This window comes from Corallococcus sp. M7, assembly GCF_054512695.1.
The window spans coordinates 5323492-5343518 of the sequence record NZ_CM137252.1 but is presented as its reverse complement, the minus strand read 5'-3'; the positions used below and the strand labels follow the sequence as shown (position 1 = coordinate 5343518).

Below are 20027 nucleotides of genomic sequence, written 5' to 3'. Positions count from 1 at the left end.
CGGTGGCCGCCCTGGCCGCCCGCGTGGATGAGGCCACGGGCGCCGAGCGGAAGTTCAAGACGCCGCCGCTCAAGCCCGCGTCGCGCGAGGGCTCGCTGCCGCTGTCCTTCGACCAGGAGCGCCTCTGGCTCTTCGAGCAGCTCACGCCGGGCACGCCCATCTACAACGTGCCCAGCGCGGCGCGTTTGAGCGGCGACCTGGACGTCGACGTGCTCCGCCGCGGCCTGGAGGAGATCGTCCGGCGCCACGAGGCGCTGCGCACCGTCTTCCAGCAGGACGCGTCCGGCGCGCCCGTGCAGGTCGTCCTGCCGGCGAAGCCGTTCGTGCTGCCCGTGGTGGACCTGTCCTCGCTGCCCGCCGACCAGTCGGAGGCCGAGGCCCGCAAGCACCTGAACGCGGAGGCCGCCCGGCCGTTCGACCTGGTGCAGGGCCCGCTCCTGCGCGCCCAGCTCCTGAAGCTGAGCGCGCGTGAGCACGTGCTGTGCCTCGCCATGCACCACATCGTGGTGGATGGCTGGGCCGTGGGCGTGTTCATGCACGAGCTCCAGGCGCTCTACACCGCGTTCTCGCGCGGAGAGTCCTCGCCGCTGCCCGTGCTGCCCGTGCAGTACGCGGACTACACCCTCTGGCACCGCCAGTGGCTGAGCGGCGACGTGCTGGAGCAGCAGATTTCCTGGTGGAAGAAGCAGCTCGCCGGAGCGCCCCGCATCGCGCTGCGCACGGACGCGCCACGCCCCGCGGGCGACCGCTTCCACGGTGACAGCCGCCGCTTCCACCTGTCCCCGGACCTCACGTCCCGCATCGAGGCGCTGGGGCGAGGGGAGGGCGCCACGCTGTTCATGGTGCTGCTCGCCGCGTTCGACGCGCTCCTGCACCGCCGCACGGGCCAGGACGACATCGTCGTGGGCACGGACATCGCGAACCGCGCCCGCGAGGAGCTGGAGTCGCTGGTCGGCTTCTTCACCAACCAGCTCGTCCTGCGCACGCAGGTGTCGGGCGACCTGTCCTTCCGCTCGCTGTTGGATCGCGTGCGCAAGGGGACCCTGGACGCCTACGAGCACCAGGACCTGCCCTTCGGCACCCTGGTGCAGGCGCTCAAGCCGCCGCGCGAGCCGGGTGGCCAGCTCTTCAACGTGAAGTTCGTGCTGGAGAACGCGCCGCTGCCGCCGCTCCAGCTCCCCGGCCTGGAGCTCAGCCTCCTGGACGCGGAGACGAACGGGACCGCGAAGTGGGACCTGCTCGTCGTCGTGTTCCCGTGGCAGGGCGGGCTCACCGTCACGGTGGAGCACAACACGGACGTGCTCGACCGCGCGTCGGTGGAGCGCCTGTTCGCCCACTTCGAGACGCTGCTGCGCGTCGTCGTGGACGACCCCGAGCAGCGCATCGGCACGCTGCCGCTGCTCACGCCGGAGGAGCGCACCACGCTCGCCGCGTGGAACGACCGCCCGCGGACGTACCCGCACGGTCAGCCCGTGTCGCGCGTCTTCGAGGCGCAGGCCGCTCGCGCCCCGGACGCGGTCGCCGTGAGCTTCGAGGGTGAGACGCTCACCGCCGGCCAGCTCAACGCGCGCGCCAACCAGCTCGCGCACCACCTGCGTGCCCTGGGCGTCAGGCCCGGCAAGCGCGTGGGCGTGTCCCTGGAGCGCTCGCTGGAGCTCGTCGTGGCGGTGCTGGGCATCGCCAAGGCGGGCGGCGCGTACGTGCCGCTCGACCCCAGCTTCCCCACCGAGCGCCTCTCGATGCTCATCGAGGACGCGGGCCTGTCCGCGCTCGTGAGCGTCTCCGCCATCGCGGACGAGCTGCCCGCGCAGTGGCTCCAGGTGGTCTGCCTGGATGACGACGCGGCCGCGCTCGCGAAGCGTCCGGAGTCCAACCTCGACACCGCGCCCACGGGCGAGGACGAGCTGTACGTCCTCTACACCTCCGGCTCCACGGGCCGGCCCAAGGGCGTGTCCGTGCCCCACCGCGCCGTGGTGCGCCTGGTGTGCGGTCCGGAGTGGGTGAGCCTGTCGTCGAAGGAGGTCTTCCTCCAACTGGCGCCGCTCGCGTTCGACGCGTCCACCTTCGAGCTGTGGGGCGCGATGCTCAACGGCGCGAAGCTCGCCGTGTTCCCGCCGCGCGCGCCCACCCTGGACGAGCTGGGCCAGGTCATCACCCGGGAGGGCGTGAGCACGCTGTGGCTCACCGCCGGTCTGTTCCACCAGATGGTGGACGGCAACCTGGACGGACTGCGTCCCGTGCGCCAGCTCCTGGCGGGTGGTGACGTGCTGTCTCCCGCGCACGTGCTGCGCGTGATGGAGCAACTGCCGGGCTGCCGCGTCATCAACGGCTACGGCCCCACGGAGAACACGACGTTCACCGCGTGCTACCCGGTGGAGGACGCGGGCGCGCTGGGCATCTCCGTGCCCATCGGCCGTCCCATCAACGGCACGCGCGTGCATGTCCTCAACGCGTCCCTGGAGCCCGTGCCCCTGGGGGCTCCCGGCGAGCTGTTCGCGGGCGGCGACGGCCTGGCGCACGGCTACCTGAACCAGCCGGAGCTGACGGCGGAGAAGTTCATCCCGGATCCGTTCAGCACCGTGCCGGGCGCGCGGCTGTACCGCACCGGCGACCAGGTCCGCTTCCGCGCGGACGGCGCGCTGGAGTTCCTGGGCCGCATCGACCAGCAGGTGAAGGTGCGCGGCTTCCGCATCGAGCCGGGAGAGATCGAGACGGCGCTGCGCGGACACCCGTCCGTGCTCGACGTCACCGTCGCCGTGCAGGAGGTCGCGGGCGAGAAGGCCCTGGTGGCCTACGTCGTCACGGAGGAGGGCGCGGAGCCGCTGGGCGTGGACACGATGCGCTCGTTCCTCCACGACAAGCTGCCCGCGTACATGGTGCCCACGGCGCTGATGGCGCTGGACGCGCTGCCGCTCACGCCCAACGGCAAGGTGGACCGCCGCGCGCTGCCCGTGCCCGGCAGCGAGCGTCCGCAGATGTCCACCGCGTACGCCGCGCCCCGCACGCCGGAAGAGACCGCGCTGTGCGAGGTCTGGGCGGAGGTCCTGGGCGTGGAGCGCGTCGGTATCGACGACAGCTTCTACGACCTGGGCGGTGACTCCATCCGCAGCATCCAGCTCATCGCGAAGCTGCGTGAGCGCGGCTTGGATCTGCCCATGGTGGAGCTGCTGCGTCAGCCCACCATCCGCGCGCTGGGGAACCTGGTGCACGCGGCCCCGTCGAAGGCCGCGGCTCAGGCCGTCCCGGGCTCGGAGCCGTTCAGCCTGCTGTCCGACGCGGACCGCGCGCGCCTGCCCTCGGACGTGGAGGACGCGTACCCGGTCGCCGTGCTCCAGGCCGGCATGCTCTTCCAGAGCGAGCTGGACCAGGCGTCCGGCATGTACCACGACGCCACCAGCTACCACCTGGAGATGGCGCTGGATGAGGCGAAGATGCGCCAGCTGCTGGCCGAGCTGGCCCGCCGCCACGCCATCCTGCGCACATCGTTCGACCTCACCGGTTACGAGCAGCCGTTGCAGCTCGTGCACCGCGAGGCCCAGGTGCCGCTGGAGCTCCACGACGTGCGCCACGTCCCTGCCTCGGAGCAGGACGCGCTCTTGCGCAAGCTCGTGGAAGAGGACCGCTGCCGTCCGTTCGACTGGAGCCGCGCGCCGCTCCTGCGCTTCGCGATCTACCGGCGCACGGAGAAGACGCTCCAGTTCTCGCTCATCTTCCACCACGCCATCCTGGATGGCTGGAGCCTCGCGACGCTGCTGTCCGAGCTGTTCCGCGGCTACGTGAACCTGCTGCGCGGCACGCCGGCCCCGGAGGCGGCGCCGCTGGCCGTCACCTACCGCCAGTTCGTCGCGCTGGAGCACCAGTCGCTCACCTCCGGCGAGGGCGAGCGGTTCTGGAAGTCGCGCCTGTCGGAAGTGGACCGTCCTGCTCCCCGCGCGCCGCTGCCCGCGGGCCAGGAGCCGGTGCTGAGCATGCGGCAGGTGGACGTGCCCGCCGCGCTCCAGGAAGGCCTCCAGCGCGTGGCGCAGGCGGCCAACGTGCCGCTGAAGACCGTGCTGCTGGCGGCGCACCTGCGCGTGCGCGCGCTCATGGAGGGACAGCGCTCGGTGGTGACGGGCGTGGTCTCCAACGGCCGTCCGGAGACGGCCGACAGTGAGCGCATGGTGGGCCTGTTCCTCAACAGCATCCCGTTCCCGGTGACGCTGGAGGACGGCACGTGGCTGGACCTGGTGCGCCAGGTGTCGAAGGCGGACGGCGACATCTGGCCGCACCGCCGCTACCCCATGGGCCGGTTGCAGCAGCAGCTGGGCGGCCAGCGGCTGTTCGAGACCATCTTCAACTTCGTCCACTTCCACGTGGCCGGAGGCCTGTCGCAGCTCGAAGGCGTGCGCCTCTTGGAGGAGACGCCGTCCACCGCGTGGATGGAGCTGCCGCTGAGCACGCTGTTCCTCCAGCGCCCGGACACCGGCGCGCTGATGCTCGTGCTGCGCACCAACGGCACGCAGCGCGACGCGGACCAGACGGAGGCGCTGGCGGGCTACTACTTCCGCGCCCTCGAAGCGATGGCCGCCAACCCGCACGCGCGTCACGAGCACGCACGGCTGCTGCCGGACGCGGAGCGCCAGAAGCTGCTGGTGGAGTGGAACGCCACGGGCACGCAGCCCGCGGGTGACACCTGCGTCCACGAGCGCTTCGCCGTCCACGCGGCCCGCACGCCGGACGCCGTGGCGGTGGTCTGCGACGACGGCCAGCTCACCTACGGCGAGCTGAACCGCCGGGCCAACCAGCTCGCGCACTGGCTGCGCGCGCGCGGCGTGGGCCCGGATGCGCGCGTGGGCCTGCTCACCGAGCGCACCCCGGATGCCATCGTCGGCATGATGGGCATCCTCAAGGCCGGCGGCGCGTACGTGCCGCTGGATCCGTCGCATCCGCCGGAGCGCCTGCGCACGGTGCTGGAGGACGCGTCGGCTTCACTCGTCGTGACGCAGGCCTCGCTCGCCGCGAACGTGGCGGACGCCTCCAGGGGACACGTGTGCCTGGACTCCGACGCCGGGCTGCTCTCGCGCGAGCGTGAGGACGACCCGCAGCGCCTGGGTGACGCGAGCTCGCTGGCCTACGTCATCTTCACGTCCGGCTCCACGGGCCGGCCCAAAGGCGTGGCCATCGAGCACCGTCAGCTCAACCACTACGTGGAGGGCGTGACGCTGCGCCTGGAGCTGCCCCCGGCGGCGAGCTTCGCGTCGGTGTCCACGCTGGCCGCGGACCTGGGCCACACCGCCGTCTTCCCGACGCTGAGCGGCGGCGGCACGCTGCACCTCATCTCCCGCGACCGGGCGTCCGATCCGGCCGCGTTGGGCGACTACTTCCAGCGCCACGCGGTGGACTGCTTGAAGATCGTCCCCTCGCACCTGACGGCGCTCCTGTCGTCGCCGTCGCCCGAGCGCGTCCTGCCTCGCAAGCGGCTGGTGCTGGGCGGTGAGGCGTCCGATCCGGCGCTCGTGGCGCGCGTGCATGCGCTCGTGCCCGGGCTCGAAGTCTTCAACCACTACGGCCCCACCGAGACCACGGTCGGCGTGCTCACGTGGAAGGTGGAGCGCGGCACGCAGTTGTCCGCCACGGCCTCCGTGCCGCTGGGCCGGCCGCTGCCCAACGCCCGGATGTACGTGCTGGACGCGGCGCTGCAACCCGTCCCCGTGGGGGTGCCCGGCGAGCTCTTCATCGGCGGCGCGGGCGTGGCCCGGGGCTACCTGGGCCGGCCGGACCTGACGATGGAGCGCTTCCTCGCGGATCCGTTCCACGCGGAGCCGGGCGCGCGCGTGTACCGCACGGGCGATCGCGTCCGCTACCTGCCGGACGGCGCGCTGGAGTTCCTGGGCCGCGTCGACTTCCAGGTGAAGGTGCGCGGCTTCCGCATCGAGTTGCCGGAGATTGAAGCCGCGATGAGCGGCCTGCCCGGTGTCGCGGAAGTCGTCGTGCTGGCGCGCGAGGACGTGCCGGGCGACAAGCGCCTGGTGGCCTACGTCGTCGCGGTGCCCGGCCACACGCTGGAGGCCGGGGCGCTTCGCCAGGGCCTGAAGTCGCGGCTGCCGGACTACATGGTGCCGTCCGCCTTCGTCATGCTGGACGCGCTGCCGCTCACGTCCAACGGCAAGGTGGACCGCCGCGCGCTGCCCGCGCCGGAGAAGGAGACCGAAGCCGGCCGCGCCCACGTGGCCCCGCGCACTCCCACCGAGGAGCTCATCGCGGGCCTGTGGTCCAAGCTGCTGGGCGTGGAGCGCGTGGGCGTGAAGGACGACTTCTTCGCGCTCGGCGGCCACTCGCTGCTGGCGACGCAGATGATCTCCCGCATCCGGAGCGCGTTCCGCGTGGAGCTGCCCCTGCGCGCGCTCTTCGAGGCGACCACGGTGGAGACGCTCTCCGCCCGCGTGGACGAGGCGGTCCGCCAGGGCTTCGGCCTGGAGGCGCCGGCCATCGTGCCGCTGTCGCGTGAGCACACGCTGCCTCTGTCGTTCGCGCAGCAGCGCCTGTGGTTCCTGGATCAGCTGGAGCCGGACAGCGCGTTCTACAACATCGCCGCGCCGGTGATGCTGGACGGCTCGCTGGAAGTGGCCCCGCTGGAGCAGGCCTTCACGGAGCTGGTGCGCCGTCACGAAGTGCTGCGCACCACCTTCCGCGCGGAGGGTGGCAACCCGGTGCAGGTCGTCCACCCGGCGGCTCCCATGCCGCTGCCGCTCGTGGACCTCACCCACCTGCCGGAGGCCGAGCGCGAGGCGAAGGCGCAGCGTCTGGCGGACGAGGACGCGGGCAGGCCGTTCAACCTGGCCACGGGCCCGCTGCTGCGCGCCACGCTGGTGCGCATCTCCGACGTGCGCCACATGCTGTTGCTCACGGTGCACCACATCGTGTCCGACGGCTGGTCGCGCGGCGTGCTCGTTCGCGAAGTGGCCGCGCTCTACGAGGCCTTCCGTCAGGGCAAGCCGTCGCCGCTGCCGGAGCTGCCGGTGCAGTACGCGGACTACTCGGGCTGGCAGCGCGGCTGGCTCCAGGGCGACGTGCTGAAGAAGCAGGTCGGTTACTGGAAGCAGCAGCTCTCCGGCGCGCCCTCCGCGCTGGAGCTGCCCACGGACTTCCCGCGCCCGGCGGTGCAGACGTACCGCGGTGAGACGCTGCCCTTCACGCTGCCGCGCGAGCTGTCGGACGCCCTGCGCGCCCTGGCGCTGAAGGAAGGCGTCACGCCGTACATGCTGCTGCTCACCGCGTGGCAGGTGCTGCTGGCGCGCCACGCGGGCCAGGACGACGTCACGGTGGGATCGCCCGTGGCGGGCCGTGGCCGCATGGAGACCGAAGGCCTCATCGGCTTCTTCATCAACACGCTCGTGCTGCGCACGCGGCTGGAAGGGGACCCCTCGTTCCGCCAGGTGCTCGCGCGGGTGCGGGAGTCGGTGCTGGGCGCGCACGCGCACCAGGAAGTGCCCTTCGAGAAGCTGGTGGAGGAGCTGCAGCCGGTGCGCGACACCAGCCGCTCGCCGCTCTTCCAGGTGTGGTTCGTGCTGCACCAGGAGCTGGCGGCGAAGCTGTCCGTGCCGGGCCTCACCCTGAGCGCCTACGAGGCGGAGGCGCGCACCGCGAAGTTCGACCTGGCCCTGTCCATGCTGGACGCGGCGGACGGCTTCGTGGGCCGCCTGGAGTACAACTCCGACCTGTTCGCCCGCGCGACCGCGGAGCGGATGATGGCGCGCCTGCACGTGCTGCTCGCGGGCATCGTGGCGAAGCCCGAGTCGGCCGTGGGCGGGCTGCCCCTGCTGTCCGCCGAGGAGCGGCACCAGGTGCTGGTGGGCTGGAACAGCGTGCGCGCGGAGCTGCCGCGCGAGGCGACCATCCACTCGCTCATCGCGGCGCACGCGGAGGCCACGCCGGACGCGGTGGCCCTCGTGTACGAGGATCAGTCGCTCACGTACGCGGAGCTGGACACGAAGGCGAACCAGCTGGCGCACCACCTGCGCCGCCGCTACGTCGGACCCGAAGTGCGCGTGGCGCTCTGCCTGGAGCGCTCGCTGGATCTCGTGGTGGGCATGCTCGGCATCCTCAAGGCCGGCGGCGCGTTCATCCCGTTGGATCCGTCGTACCCGGTGGAGCGGCTCGACTACATGCTGTCGGACTCGGGCGCGCCGGTGCTGGTGACGCAGGAGTCGCTGATGGACTCGCTGCCCACCGACGGCCGCCTGACCATCCAGCTGGACATGGACGTGGACGCCATCGAGCGGATGCCGGAGGAGGCGCCGCGCACGGGCGTGTCCGCCCACAGCCTGGCGTACGTCATCTACACGTCCGGCTCCACGGGCCGTCCCAAGGGCACGCTCTTGCAGCACGAGGGCCTGGTGAACACGGCCCTGCGCGCCGCCGCGGCGAAGCGGGTGGCGCCGGGCAGCCGCGTGCTCCAGTACGCGGCGTCCAGCTTCGATGCCAGCGTCTGGGAGATCTTCAGCACCCTGGCCGCGGGCGCCACGCTGGTGCTCGCGCCGCGCGACCGGCTGATGCCGGACGAGCCGCTGCGCGCGCTGCTGAAGGAGCAGGGCATCACCACCGCCACCCTGACGCCGTCGGTGCTCGCGCAGCTGAGCACGGAAGGGCTGGAGGGCCTGCGCAGCGTGGTGTCCGCCGGTGAGGCGCTGAGCGTGGAGCTGGCGCGCAAGTGGGGCGCCGGGCGCCTCATGATCAACGCCTACGGCCCCACGGAGGCCACGGTCTGCGCGACGCTGACCGAAGGCGGCGTGAACCCGGAGCGCATCACCATCGGCAAGCCGTGGGCGAACGCGCAGGTGTACGTGCTGGACGCGTCGCAGCGGCCGGTGCCGGTGGGCGTGGCCGGTGAGCTGTACATCGGCGGCGTGGCGCTGGCGCGCGGCTACCAGGGCCGGCCGGACCTGACGGCGGAGAAGTTCGTGCCGCATCCGTTCAGCCAGGAGCCGGGCGCCCGCGTGTACCGCACGGGTGACCGCGTGCGCTGGCTGGCCACGGGCGAGCTGGAGTACCTGGGCCGCATCGACTTCCAGGTGAAGGTGCGCGGCTTCCGCATCGAGCTGGGCGAGGTCGAGTCCGTGCTGCTGCACCACACGGACATCCGTGAGGCCGCGGTGGTCGTGCGCGAGGACGTGCCGGGCGACAAGCGCCTGGTGGCCTACGTCGTCGCGCAGGAGGACACCGAGCTGGATGTCGCGGAGCTGCGGCGCCACCTGAAGGGCGAGGTGCCGGAGTACATGGTGCCGTCCGCCTTCGTGGTGCTGGAGGCGCTGCCGATGACGCCCGCGGGCAAGGTGGACCGCAAGGCGCTGCCCGCGCCGTCCGACGCCCGCACGGAGCGCAGCGAGGCGGAGTTCGCCGCGCCGCGCACGCCGACGGAGGAGATGCTCGCCACGGTCTGGACGGAGGTCCTGGACGTGAAGCGGGTGGGGGTGCGCGACAACTTCTTCGATTTGGGCGGGCACTCGCTGCTGGCCACGCAGGTCGCCTCGCGCATCCGCGAGGCGTTCGGCGTGGAGCTGCCGCTGCGCGCGCTCTTCGAGGCGCCCACCATCGCGGACCTGGCCCAGCGCGTGGATCAGTCCGTGCGTTCGGAGCAGGGACTCCAGGCGCCGCCCATCGTGCCGCTGCCGCGCGAGGGCTCGCTGCCCCTGGGGCTGGCCCAGCAGCGCCTGTGGTTCCTGGACCAGATGGAGCCGGACAGCGCGTTCTACAACATCGTGCTGCCCGTCCGTCTGGAGGGTGAGCTGGACCTGGGCGTGCTGGAGCGGACCTTCACGGAGCTGGTGCGGCGGCACGAATCGCTGCGCACCACCTTCCACGCGGAAGGCGACCAGCCCGTGCAGCGCATCCACGCGCCCGCACCGGCGTCGCTCAACGTCGTGGACCTGAGCGGCCTGCCGGACGCGGAGCGCGAGGCCGAGGCGAAGCGCCTGGCCGACGCGGAGACCAACCGGGGCTTCAAGCTGGCCACGGGGCCGCTCATGCGCGCCCTCATCCTGCGCATGTCCCAGACGGAGCACGTGCTGCTCCTGTCGCTGCACCACATCATCACGGACGGCTGGTCCATGAGCCTGCTCGTCCGGGAGATCGCCGCCATCTACGCGGCCTTCCGCGAGGACAAGCCGTCGCCCCTGCCGGAGCTGCCGGTGCAGTACGCGGACTACGCGGGCTGGCAGCGCGACTGGCTGCGCAGCGACGTGATGGGCAAGCACGTGGAGTACTGGCGGCAGCAGCTGGCCGGCGCGCCCTCCGCGCTGGAGCTGCCCACGGACTTCCCGCGCCCGGCGGTGATGACGTACTCGGGCGGCGGCGTGGCGGTGGAGGTGCCGCAGGCGCTGTCGCAGCGGATCAAGGCGCTGTGCCGCGAGAAGGCCGTGACGCCGTTCATGTTCCTGCTGGCGGCGTGGCAGGTGCTCCTGGCGCGCCACGCGGGCCAGGACGACATCAGCGTGGGCTCGCCGGCCGCGGGCCGCGGGCACTCGTCGACGGAGGGCATCATCGGCTTCTTCGTCAACACGCTGGTGCTGCGCGCGAAGCTGGAGGGCAACCCGTCCTTCCGCGACGTGCTCACCCAGGTGCGTGACACGGTGCTGTCCGCGCACGTCCACCAGGAGGTGCCTTTCGAGAAGCTGGTGGAGGAGCTGCACCCGGTGCGCGACACCAGCCGCTCGCCGCTCTTCCAGGCCATGTTCGTGCTCCAGGCGGAGGAGCTGTCCGGTCAGGTGTCCGTGGCCGGCCTCACGCTGAAGACGTTCGAGGCCGAGGCGCGCACGGCGAAGTTCGACATGTCCCTGTCGCTGGCGGACGCGTCCGAGGGCTTCCTGGGCCGGCTCGCGTACAACTCCGACCTGTACTCCCGCGTCACCGCCGAGCGGCTGGTGCAGCACTTCGTGATGATGCTGGAAGGCATCGCCGCGGACATGGACCAGCGCGTGATGGCGCTGCCGCTCATGACGGAGGACGAGGCGCGGCAGGAGCTGGTGGTGTGGAACGACACCCGCGTGGACTTCCCGCGTGAGGCCTGCATCCAGTCGTTCATCGAGGCGCATGCCCGCTTCACGCCGGACGCCGTGGCGCTCGTCTACGAGGACACGTCGCTCACGTTCGCGCAGCTGGACGCGAAGGCGAACCAGCTGGCGCACCACCTGCGCACCCTGGGCGTCGCGCCGGAAGTCCGCGTGGCGCTCTGCCTGGACCGCTCGCTGGACCTGGTGGTCGGCATGCTGGGCGTGCTCAAGGCGGGCGGCGCGTTCGTGCCGCTCGACCCGGCGTACCCCATCGACCGGCTCGACTACATGCTGGAGGACAGCGGCGCCACGGTGCTCGTGACGCGCGGCGAGCCCATGCCGGGCCTGCACGCGGAGGACCGCGTGGGGCTGCACCTGGACGACGTCCGGGACGTCCTCCAGGCCCTGCCCACCACGGCGCCGTCCGTGAACATGACCTCCGCCAACCTGGCGTACGTCATCTACACGTCCGGCTCCACGGGCCGCCCCAAGGGCACGCTGCTCCAGCACCAGGGCCTGGTGAACACGGCCATCCAGGCGGGCCGCGCGCACCGCTACGCGCCGGGCAGCCGCGTGCTCCAGTACGCGGCGTCCAGCTTCGACGCGAGCGTGTGCGAAGTCTTCGGCACGCTCGTCGCCGGGGCCACGCTGGTGCTCGCGCCGCGCGACCGGCTGCTGCCGGATGAGCCGCTGCGCACGCTGCTCCAGCAGCAGCGCATCACCGCCATCACCCTGACGCCGTCGGTGCTCGCGCAGCTGGGCACGGAAGGGCTGGAGGGCCTGCGCACCGTCATCTCCGCGGGCGAGGCGCTGAGCGTGGAGCTGGCGCGCAAGTGGGGCGAAGGGCGCTTGATGATCAACGCCTACGGCCCCACGGAGGCCACCGTCTGCGCGACGCTGACCGAGAACGGCGCGAACCCGGAGCGGCTCACCATCGGCAAGCCGTGGGCGAACGTGCAGGTGTACGTGCTGGATGACGCGCTCCGGCCGCAGCCGGCGGGCGTCCCGGGCGAGCTGTACGTGGCGGGCGTGGGCCTGGCGCGTGGCTACCAGGGCCGGCCGGACCTGACGGCGGAGCGGTTCATCCCGAACCCGTTCAGCCAGGAGCCGGGCGCGCGGCTGTACCGCACCGGCGACCGCGTGCGGTGGACGTCCTCGGCCGAGCTCGAGTACCTGGGCCGCATCGACTCGCAGGTGAAGGTGCGCGGCTTCCGCATCGAGCTGGGCGAGGTCGAGTCCGTGCTGCTGCACCACGCGGAGGTGCGTGAGGCGGCGGTGGTGGTGCGCGAGGACGCGCCGGGCGACAAGCGCCTGGTGGCGTACGTCGTGCCCCAGGCCGTGGGCACGCTGGACGCGGTGGAGCTGCGCCGCCACCTGAAGACGGAGGTGCCGGAGTACATGGTGCCCTCGGCCTTCGTGGTGCTGGAGGCCCTGCCGCTGACGCCCGCGGGCAAGATCGACCGCAAGGCCCTGCCCGCACCGACGGGCGAGGTCTCGCGCACGCGCGCCTTCGTGGCCGCGCGCACGCCGACGGAGGAGCTGCTCGCGGCCCTCTTCGCGCAGTTGTTGGGCGTGGAGCGCGTGGGCGTGGAGGACCACTTCTTCGAGATGGGCGGCCACTCGCTCATGGCCACGCGCCTGGCGTCGCGCATCCGCGAGGCCTTCGACGTGGAGCTGCCGCTGCGCACGCTCTTCGAGGCGCCCACGGTGACGGACCTGGCCCGGCGCGTGGACGCGCTCGTGGCGCAGGGCAGGGGCGTGAAGGCGCCGCCGCTCGTGGCGCTGCCGCGCGCGGAGCGGATGCCGTTGTCGTTCGCCCAGCAGCGCCTGTGGTTCCTCAACCAGCTGGAGCCGGACAGCGCCTTCTACAACCTCCCGCTGCCGGTGCGGCTGGAGGGCACGCTGGACGTGTCCGCGCTGGAGCGCGCCTTCACGGAGCTGGTGCGCCGCCACGAATCGCTGCGCACCACGTTCCCCATGCGTGACGGCCAGCCCGCGCAGGTCGTCCACCCTGCCACGACGGTGGCGCTGCCGGTGGTGGACCTGTCCGGTCAGCCCGAGGACGTCCGCGAGGCCGAGGCCCAGCGCCGGGCCAACGAAGAGGCGCAGCGTCCGTTCCACCTGGCGAACGGCCCGCTCTTGCGCGTGAAGTTGCTCAAGCTGGAGGCCCAGCGGCACGTGCTGCTCGCGACGATGCACCACATCGTCTCCGACGGCTGGTCCATGGGCGTGCTGGTGCGGGAGATGGCGGCCCTCTACGAGGCCTACGCCTCCGGCCGCGCGCCGACCCTGCCGGAGCTGCCGGTGCAGTACGCGGACTACGCGGGCTGGCAGCGCGGCTGGCTCCAGGGTGACGTGCTGGCCCAGCAGATGGCGTACTGGAAGCAGCAGCTGTCCGGCGCGCCCGCCGCGCTGGAGCTGCCCACGGACCGTCCGCGTCCGGCGGTGCAGACGTACCGGGGCGCCAGCGTGAACCTGCGCGTGGGCAAGCCGGTGACGGACACGCTGAAGGCCCTGGCCCTGAAGGAAGGCGCCACGCCCTTCATGGTGCTGCTGGCCGCGTGGCAGGTGCTGCTCGCGCGCTACTCCGGTCAGGATGACGTGAGCGTGGGCACGCCCATCGCGGGCCGTGGCCGCACGGAGACGGAAGGCCTCATCGGCTTCTTCGTCAACACGCTGGTGCTGCGCACGAAGCTGGAAGGCAACCCGTCCTTCCGCGCGCTGCTGGCCCAGGTGAAGGAGACGACGCTGGGCGCGTACGCGCACCAGGAGGTCCCGTTCGAGAAGCTGGTCGAGGAACTGGCGCCCACGCGCGACACCAGCCGCACGCCGCTGTTCCAGGTGCTGCTGTCGTTCCAGAACGCGCCGGTGCCGGAGCTGGAGGTCAAGGGCCTCACGCTGCGCGCCGTGCCGCTGGAGCATGCCACCGCGCAGTTCGACCTGAACATGACGCTGTCGGAGGTGGACGGCGAGCTGCGCGGAGCCATGGAGTACAACTCCGACCTGTTCGACGCCGGCACCGCGACACGGATGCTGGAGCACCTCCGCATCCTGCTGGAGGGCGTGGCGTCCCAGCCGGACGTGCCCGTGCAGCGCCTGCCGCTGCTCACCGACGGTGAGAAGACGCAGCTGCTCACGACGTGGAACGACACGCGGGCCGACTTCCCGCGCGACGCCTGCATCCACCAGCGCTTCGAGGAGCAGGTGGCCCGCACCCCGGACGCCATCGCCGCGACCTTCGAGGGTGAGACGCTCACGTACCGGCAGTTGGACGCGAAGGCGAATCAGCTTGCGCACCACCTGCGCCGGCTGGGCGTGGGGCCCGAGGTGAAGGTCGCCCTGTGCCTGGAGCGCTCGCTGGAGATGGTCATCGCCGTGATGGGCGTGCTCAAGGCCGGCGGCGCCTACGTGCCGCTCGACCCGAAGTACCCGCTGGACCGCCTGTCCTTCATGCTGGAGGACACGCAGGTGCCGGTGGTGCTGACGCAGGACTCGCTGGCGGACGAGCTGCCCGTCACCACCCAGCAGCTCATCAGCCTGGATGGCGACTGGAAGCGCAGCATCTCCCGCGAGCGCGAGGACGCGCCCGTGACGGCGGTGTCTGCCGGCAACCTGGCCTACGTCATCTACACGTCCGGATCGACGGGCAAGCCCAAGGGCGTGGCCATCGAACACCGCGGCGTGTCCAACTACCTGACGTGGTGCTTGTCCGCGTACGGGCTGGACACGGGCGCGGGCGCGCCGGTGCACTCGTCGCTCGCGTTCGACCTCACGGTCACCAGCATGCTGGCGCCGCTCGTCGCGGGCCGGGGCGTGGTGATGGTGTCGGAGACGCGGGGCGTGGAGGGCCTGGCGGACGTGCTGCGTGAGGGCACGGGCTTCAGCTTGGTGAAGCTGACGCCCAGCCACCTGCGGCTGTTGTCGGACCTGCTGGGCGCGGACGCGGCGGCGGGGCGCACGGGCGCCTTCGTCATCGGCGGCGAGGCGCTCTTCTCGGAAGAGCTGGCGTTCTGGCGCAAGCACGCGCCGGCCACGCGGCTCATCAACGAGTACGGTCCCACGGAGACGGTGGTGGGCTGCTCGGTGCACGTCGTGGCCCCGGAGGATTCCGCCTCCGGCGCGGTGCGCATCGGCAAGCCGCTGCCCAACACGCGGATGTACGTGCTGGATGCGCAGCTCCAGCCCGTGCCGGTGGGCGTGCCGGGTGAGCTGTACATCGGCGGCGTGCAGGTGGGCCGCGGCTACCTGGGCCGCCCGGAGCTCACGGCGGAGAAGTTCGTGCCGGATGCGTTCAGCACCGACGCTGGCGCGCGGCTGTACCGCTCCGGCGACCTGGCCCGTTGGCGCGCCGACGGCACGCTGGAGTACATGGGCCGCGTCGACCACCAGGTGAAGGTGCGCGGCTACCGCATCGAGCTGGGGGAGATCGAATCCGCCCTCATGGGCGCCTACGGTGTCCGCGAGTCCGTCGTCGTCGTCCGCGAGGACGTGGCCGGGGACAAGCGGCTGGTGGCCTACGTCGCGGGTGACGTGGAGGTCCTGGATCGCAAGGGCCTGCGCGAGCACCTGGAGCGCACGCTGCCGGAGTACATGGTGCCGTCCGCCTTCGTGGTGATGGAGGCGCTGCCTGTCACCTCCAACGGCAAGGTGGACCGCAAGGCGCTGCCCGTCCCCAGCGACGAGCGCGCGCAGGACGAAGCGTTCATCGCGCCGCGCACCCCGACGGAGCAGCTGCTCGCCGGTGCGTGGAGCGAGCTGCTCAACGTGGACCGCGTGGGCTCGACGGACGACTTCTTCGAGCTGGGCGGACACTCGCTGCTGGCCACGCAGGTGCTGTCGCGCGTCCGGAGCATCTTCCGGATCGACCTGCAGCTGCGGGACGTCTTCAACGCGCCCACGGTGCAGAAGCTGTCCGTCCTCATCGACCAGGCGCTCCAGGCCGGCGCGGGCACCCAGGCGCCCGCCATCGTCCCGCTGCCGCGCGAAGGCCGCCTGCCGCTGTCGTTCGCCCAGCAGCGCCTGTGGTTCCTGCACCAGCTGGACGCGTCCAGCCCGGCCTACAACGTGCCCATGGTCCTTCGCCTGAAGGGCTCGCTGGACGTGACGGCGCTGGAGCAGAGCTTCACGGAGCTGGTGCGCCGGCACGAATCGCTGCGCACGTCGTTCCACCTGGACAACGGCCAGGCCACGCAGGTCATCCACCCGGCGGTGTCGCTGCCGCTCCCGGTGGTGGACCTCTCCGACATCCCGGACCCCGAGCGCCATGACGAGGCCCGCCGGCTCGCGGATGAAGAAGCGGTGCACCCGTTCCAGCTGGCCACCGGTCCGCTCTTGCGCGTGAAGCTGCTCAAGCTGGACGAGGAGGAGCACATCCTCCTGCTCGTCATGCACCACATCGTCTCCGACGGTTGGTCCATGGGCGTGCTGGTGCGCGAGATGGCCGCGTCCTACGAGGCCTTCTCCAACGGCGGCACGCCGTCCCTGCCGGAGCTGCCGGTGCAGTACGCGGACTACGCTGGCTGGCAGCGCGGCTGGCTCCAGGGCGAGGTGCTGGAGAAGCAGCTCGGCTACTGGAAGCAGCAGCTGACCGGCGCGCCCTCCGCGCTGGAGCTGCCCACGGACCGTCCGCGTCCGGCGGTGCAGACGTCCAACGGCTCCAGCGTCCCGGTGAAGGTCAGCCGCGAGCTGACGGAGACGCTCAAGGCCCTGGCGCTGAAGGAGGGCACCACGCCCTTCATGGTCCTCTTGGCCGCGTGGCAGACGCTGCTGTCGCGCTACTCCGGACAGGATGACATCAGCGTGGGCACGCCCATCGCGGGCCGCCAGCGCGCGGAGACGGAGGGCCTCATCGGCTTCTTCGTCAACACGCTGGTGCTGCGCACGAAGCTGGGCGGCGACCCCACGTTCCGCGAGCTGCTGGGCCGCGTGCGGGAGACGACGCTGGGCGCCTACGCGCACCAGGAGGTGCCGTTCGAGAAGCTGGTGGAGGAGCTGGCGCCCACGCGCGATACCAGCCGCACGCCGCTGTTCCAGGTGTCCATGACGCTGCAGAACGCGCCGGAAGGGTCGTTCAACCTGACCGGCCTCACCCTGGAAGGCGTGGAGGTGGAGCACCGCACCGCGAAGTTCGACCTGTCGCTGGGCCTCACGGAGACGGCGAACGGCATCGAGGGCGGGCTGGAGTTCAACACCGACCTGTTCGACGCGAGCACCGCCGAGCGGCTCGCCCGTCACCTGGGCGTGTTGCTGGCGGGCATCGGGACGAACCCCGACGCGCGGCTGCACCAGTTGCCGCTGCTCACGGAGGACGACCGCGCGCAGGTGGTGACGGACTGGAACACGTCCTTCCGCTTCCCGGTGGACGCGTGCCTGCACACGCTGTTCGAGCGTCAGGCGGCGCGTACCCCGGATGCCATCGCGGTCACCTACGCCGAGCAGCGCCTCACGTACCGCGAGCTGGACACGCGGGCGAACCAGTTGGCGCATCACCTGCGCACGCTGGGCGTGGGGCCGGAGGTGCTGGTGGGCCTCGCGGTGGAGCGCTCGCTGGAGCTGATGGTGGGCCTGCTGGCCATCCTCAAGGCCGGCGGCGCGTACCTGCCCATGGATCCGGCGTACCCGCGGGAGCGTCTGGAGTTCATGGTGGAGGACGCTCGCGTGCCGGTGGTGCTCACGCAGCAGCACCTGCTGGACGTGGTGCCGTCGGGCGCGGCGAAGCGCCTGTGCCTGGACTCGGATGCCGCCGCCTGGGCCTCCGCGCCCACGACGACGCCGGACAGCGGCGTGGCGCCGCATCACCTGGCGTACGTCATCTACACGTCCGGCTCCACGGGCCGGCCCAAGGGCGCGCAGATCGAGCACGCCCAGGTGGTGCGCCTCTTCGACGGCACGAAGCACTGGTTCAACTTCGGCGCGAAGGACGTGTGGACGCTGTTCCACTCGTACGCCTTCGACTTCTCCGTCTGGGAGATGTGGGGCGCGCTGCTGTACGGCGGCAAGCTGGTGGTGGTGCCGTACGAGGTCAGCCGCACGCCCGCGGACTTCCACGCGCTGCTCAAGCGCGAGGGCGTCACGGTGCTCAACCAGACGCCGTCCGCGTTCCGTCAGCTCATCCAGCACGAGGAGCGCACGGGCGACCACGAGGGCCTGTCCCTGCGCACGGTGGTGTTCGGCGGCGAGGCGCTGGAGTTCGGCAGCCTGCGTCCCTGGTACGCGCGCCACGCGGACAACGCGCCGGTGCTCGTCAACATGTACGGCATCACCGAGACGACCGTCCACGTGACCTACCGCGCACTCAAGGCGGCGGACGCGGAGGGCGGGCGCGGCAGCGAAGTGGGCTTCGCGATCCCGGACCTCCAGGTGTACGTGCTGGATGCGCACGGACAGCCGGTGCCTCCGGGCGTCACGGGTGAGATGTACGTGGGCGGCGACGGCCTCAGCCGTGGCTACCTGGGCCGCCCGGAGCTGACCGCGCAGCGCTTCATCCCGGATCCGTTCAGCACCGTTCCGGGCGCGCGGCTCTACCGCTCCGGCGACCTGGCGCGGTGGCGTCCCGACGGCACGCTGGAGTACCTGGGCCGTGCGGACTTCCAGGTGAAGGTGCGCGGCTTCCGCATCGAGCTGGGCGAAATCGAAGCGGGCCTGCTCTCGCACCCGAGCGTGCGCGAGGCCGTGGTGCTGGTGCGCGAGGACGCGCCGGGCGACAAGCGCCTGGTGGCGTACCTGGTGGGCGCGCCGGGCCAGACAGTGGCGGGCCCTCAGGAACTGCGCGAGCAGCTGCGGCGCACGCTGCCGGAGTACATGGTGCCGTCCGCCTTCATGGTGATGGACTCGCTGCCGCTCACGTCCAACGGCAAGGTGGACCGACGCGCGCTGCCCGCTCCGGACACGACGCGCGCGGAAGGCTCCACGCTGGTGGTGGCTCGCACGCCGCTCCAGCTGCAGCTGGTCCGCGTCTGGGAGGAGACGCTGGGGATGTCGCCCATTGGCATCCGCGACGACTTCTTCGACCTGGGCGGCCACTCCATGCTGGCGGTGCAGCTCATGGGCCGCATCCAGCAGCTCACCGGCAAGAACCTGCCCCTGGCGTCGCTGTTCCAGGCGTCGACGGTGGAGCAGCTGGCCGCGCTGCTGGAGGCCGGCTCCCGCGCCTGGTCGCCGCTGGTGGCGCTGAAGCCGGAGGGCACGAAGCCTCCGCTCTTCGCCATCCACCCGGCGGGCGGCGGCGTCCTCTGCTACGTGGACCTGGCGCGTGAGCTGGACGCGGATCAGCCGTGCTACGGCCTGCAGGCCCGGGGCACCGAGGGCGAGGAGCCCCTGGGCACCGTGGCGGAGATGGCCGCGCTGTACCTGACGGCCATGCGCGAGGTGCAGCCGCACGGGCCCTACCACCTGGCGGGCTGGTCGCTGGGCGGCATCATCGCCTTCGAGATGGCGCGGCAGCTGCGCGCCGTGGGCGAAGAGGTGGCGCTGCTGGCGAGCATCGACGCGTACACCGTGCAGCACATGGTGCCGGACAAGACGCCGGAGCAGGTCCTGGAGGACATGCTCACGTCCGAGCTCACCATGATGCTGGCGGCCACCACCGGCCGCGACCCCATGGAGCTGCGCGAGCGCATCAGCCAGATGACGCAGGCGGAGCGCGTGAACTACTTCTACGAAGTGGGCAGCCAGGGTGACACGCAGATCGCCGACGTGGGCGTGGAGCGCGTGCGCAACCTGTACCGGGTGTTCGAGTCCACCTCGCGCGCCTTCACGCAGTACGACGCGAAGCCGCTCGACGGGAAGCTCGTGCTCTTGCGTGCCAGCCAGCGTCCGGACACGCGTGAGCACACCGGCTGGGAGGACCTCGTCACCGGCGGCGTGGAGATCGTGGACATGCCGGGCACGCACATGACGATGATGCGCAAGCCGCTGATCACCAACGTGGCGCGGGAGCTCCAGTCCCGCATCGTCACGCACACGACGCCGGTGGACGATCTGAAGAAGAAGATCGGCTAG

1 protein-coding gene (running past one end of the window) is annotated in these 20027 nt (G+C 71.7%); it reads left to right on the top strand.

Annotation, left to right across the window (positions count from 1 at the left end; translation table 11 throughout):
- Window positions 1–20027, top strand: partial view of a non-ribosomal peptide synthase/polyketide synthase gene (locus ACX114_RS21170; RefSeq protein ID WP_459287208.1) — the 3' portion only. The gene continues 11473 nt to the left of window position 1, outside the view; only the last 20027 of its 31500 coding nucleotides appear in the window; its start codon lies off the left edge, out of view; the stop codon is at window positions 20025–20027.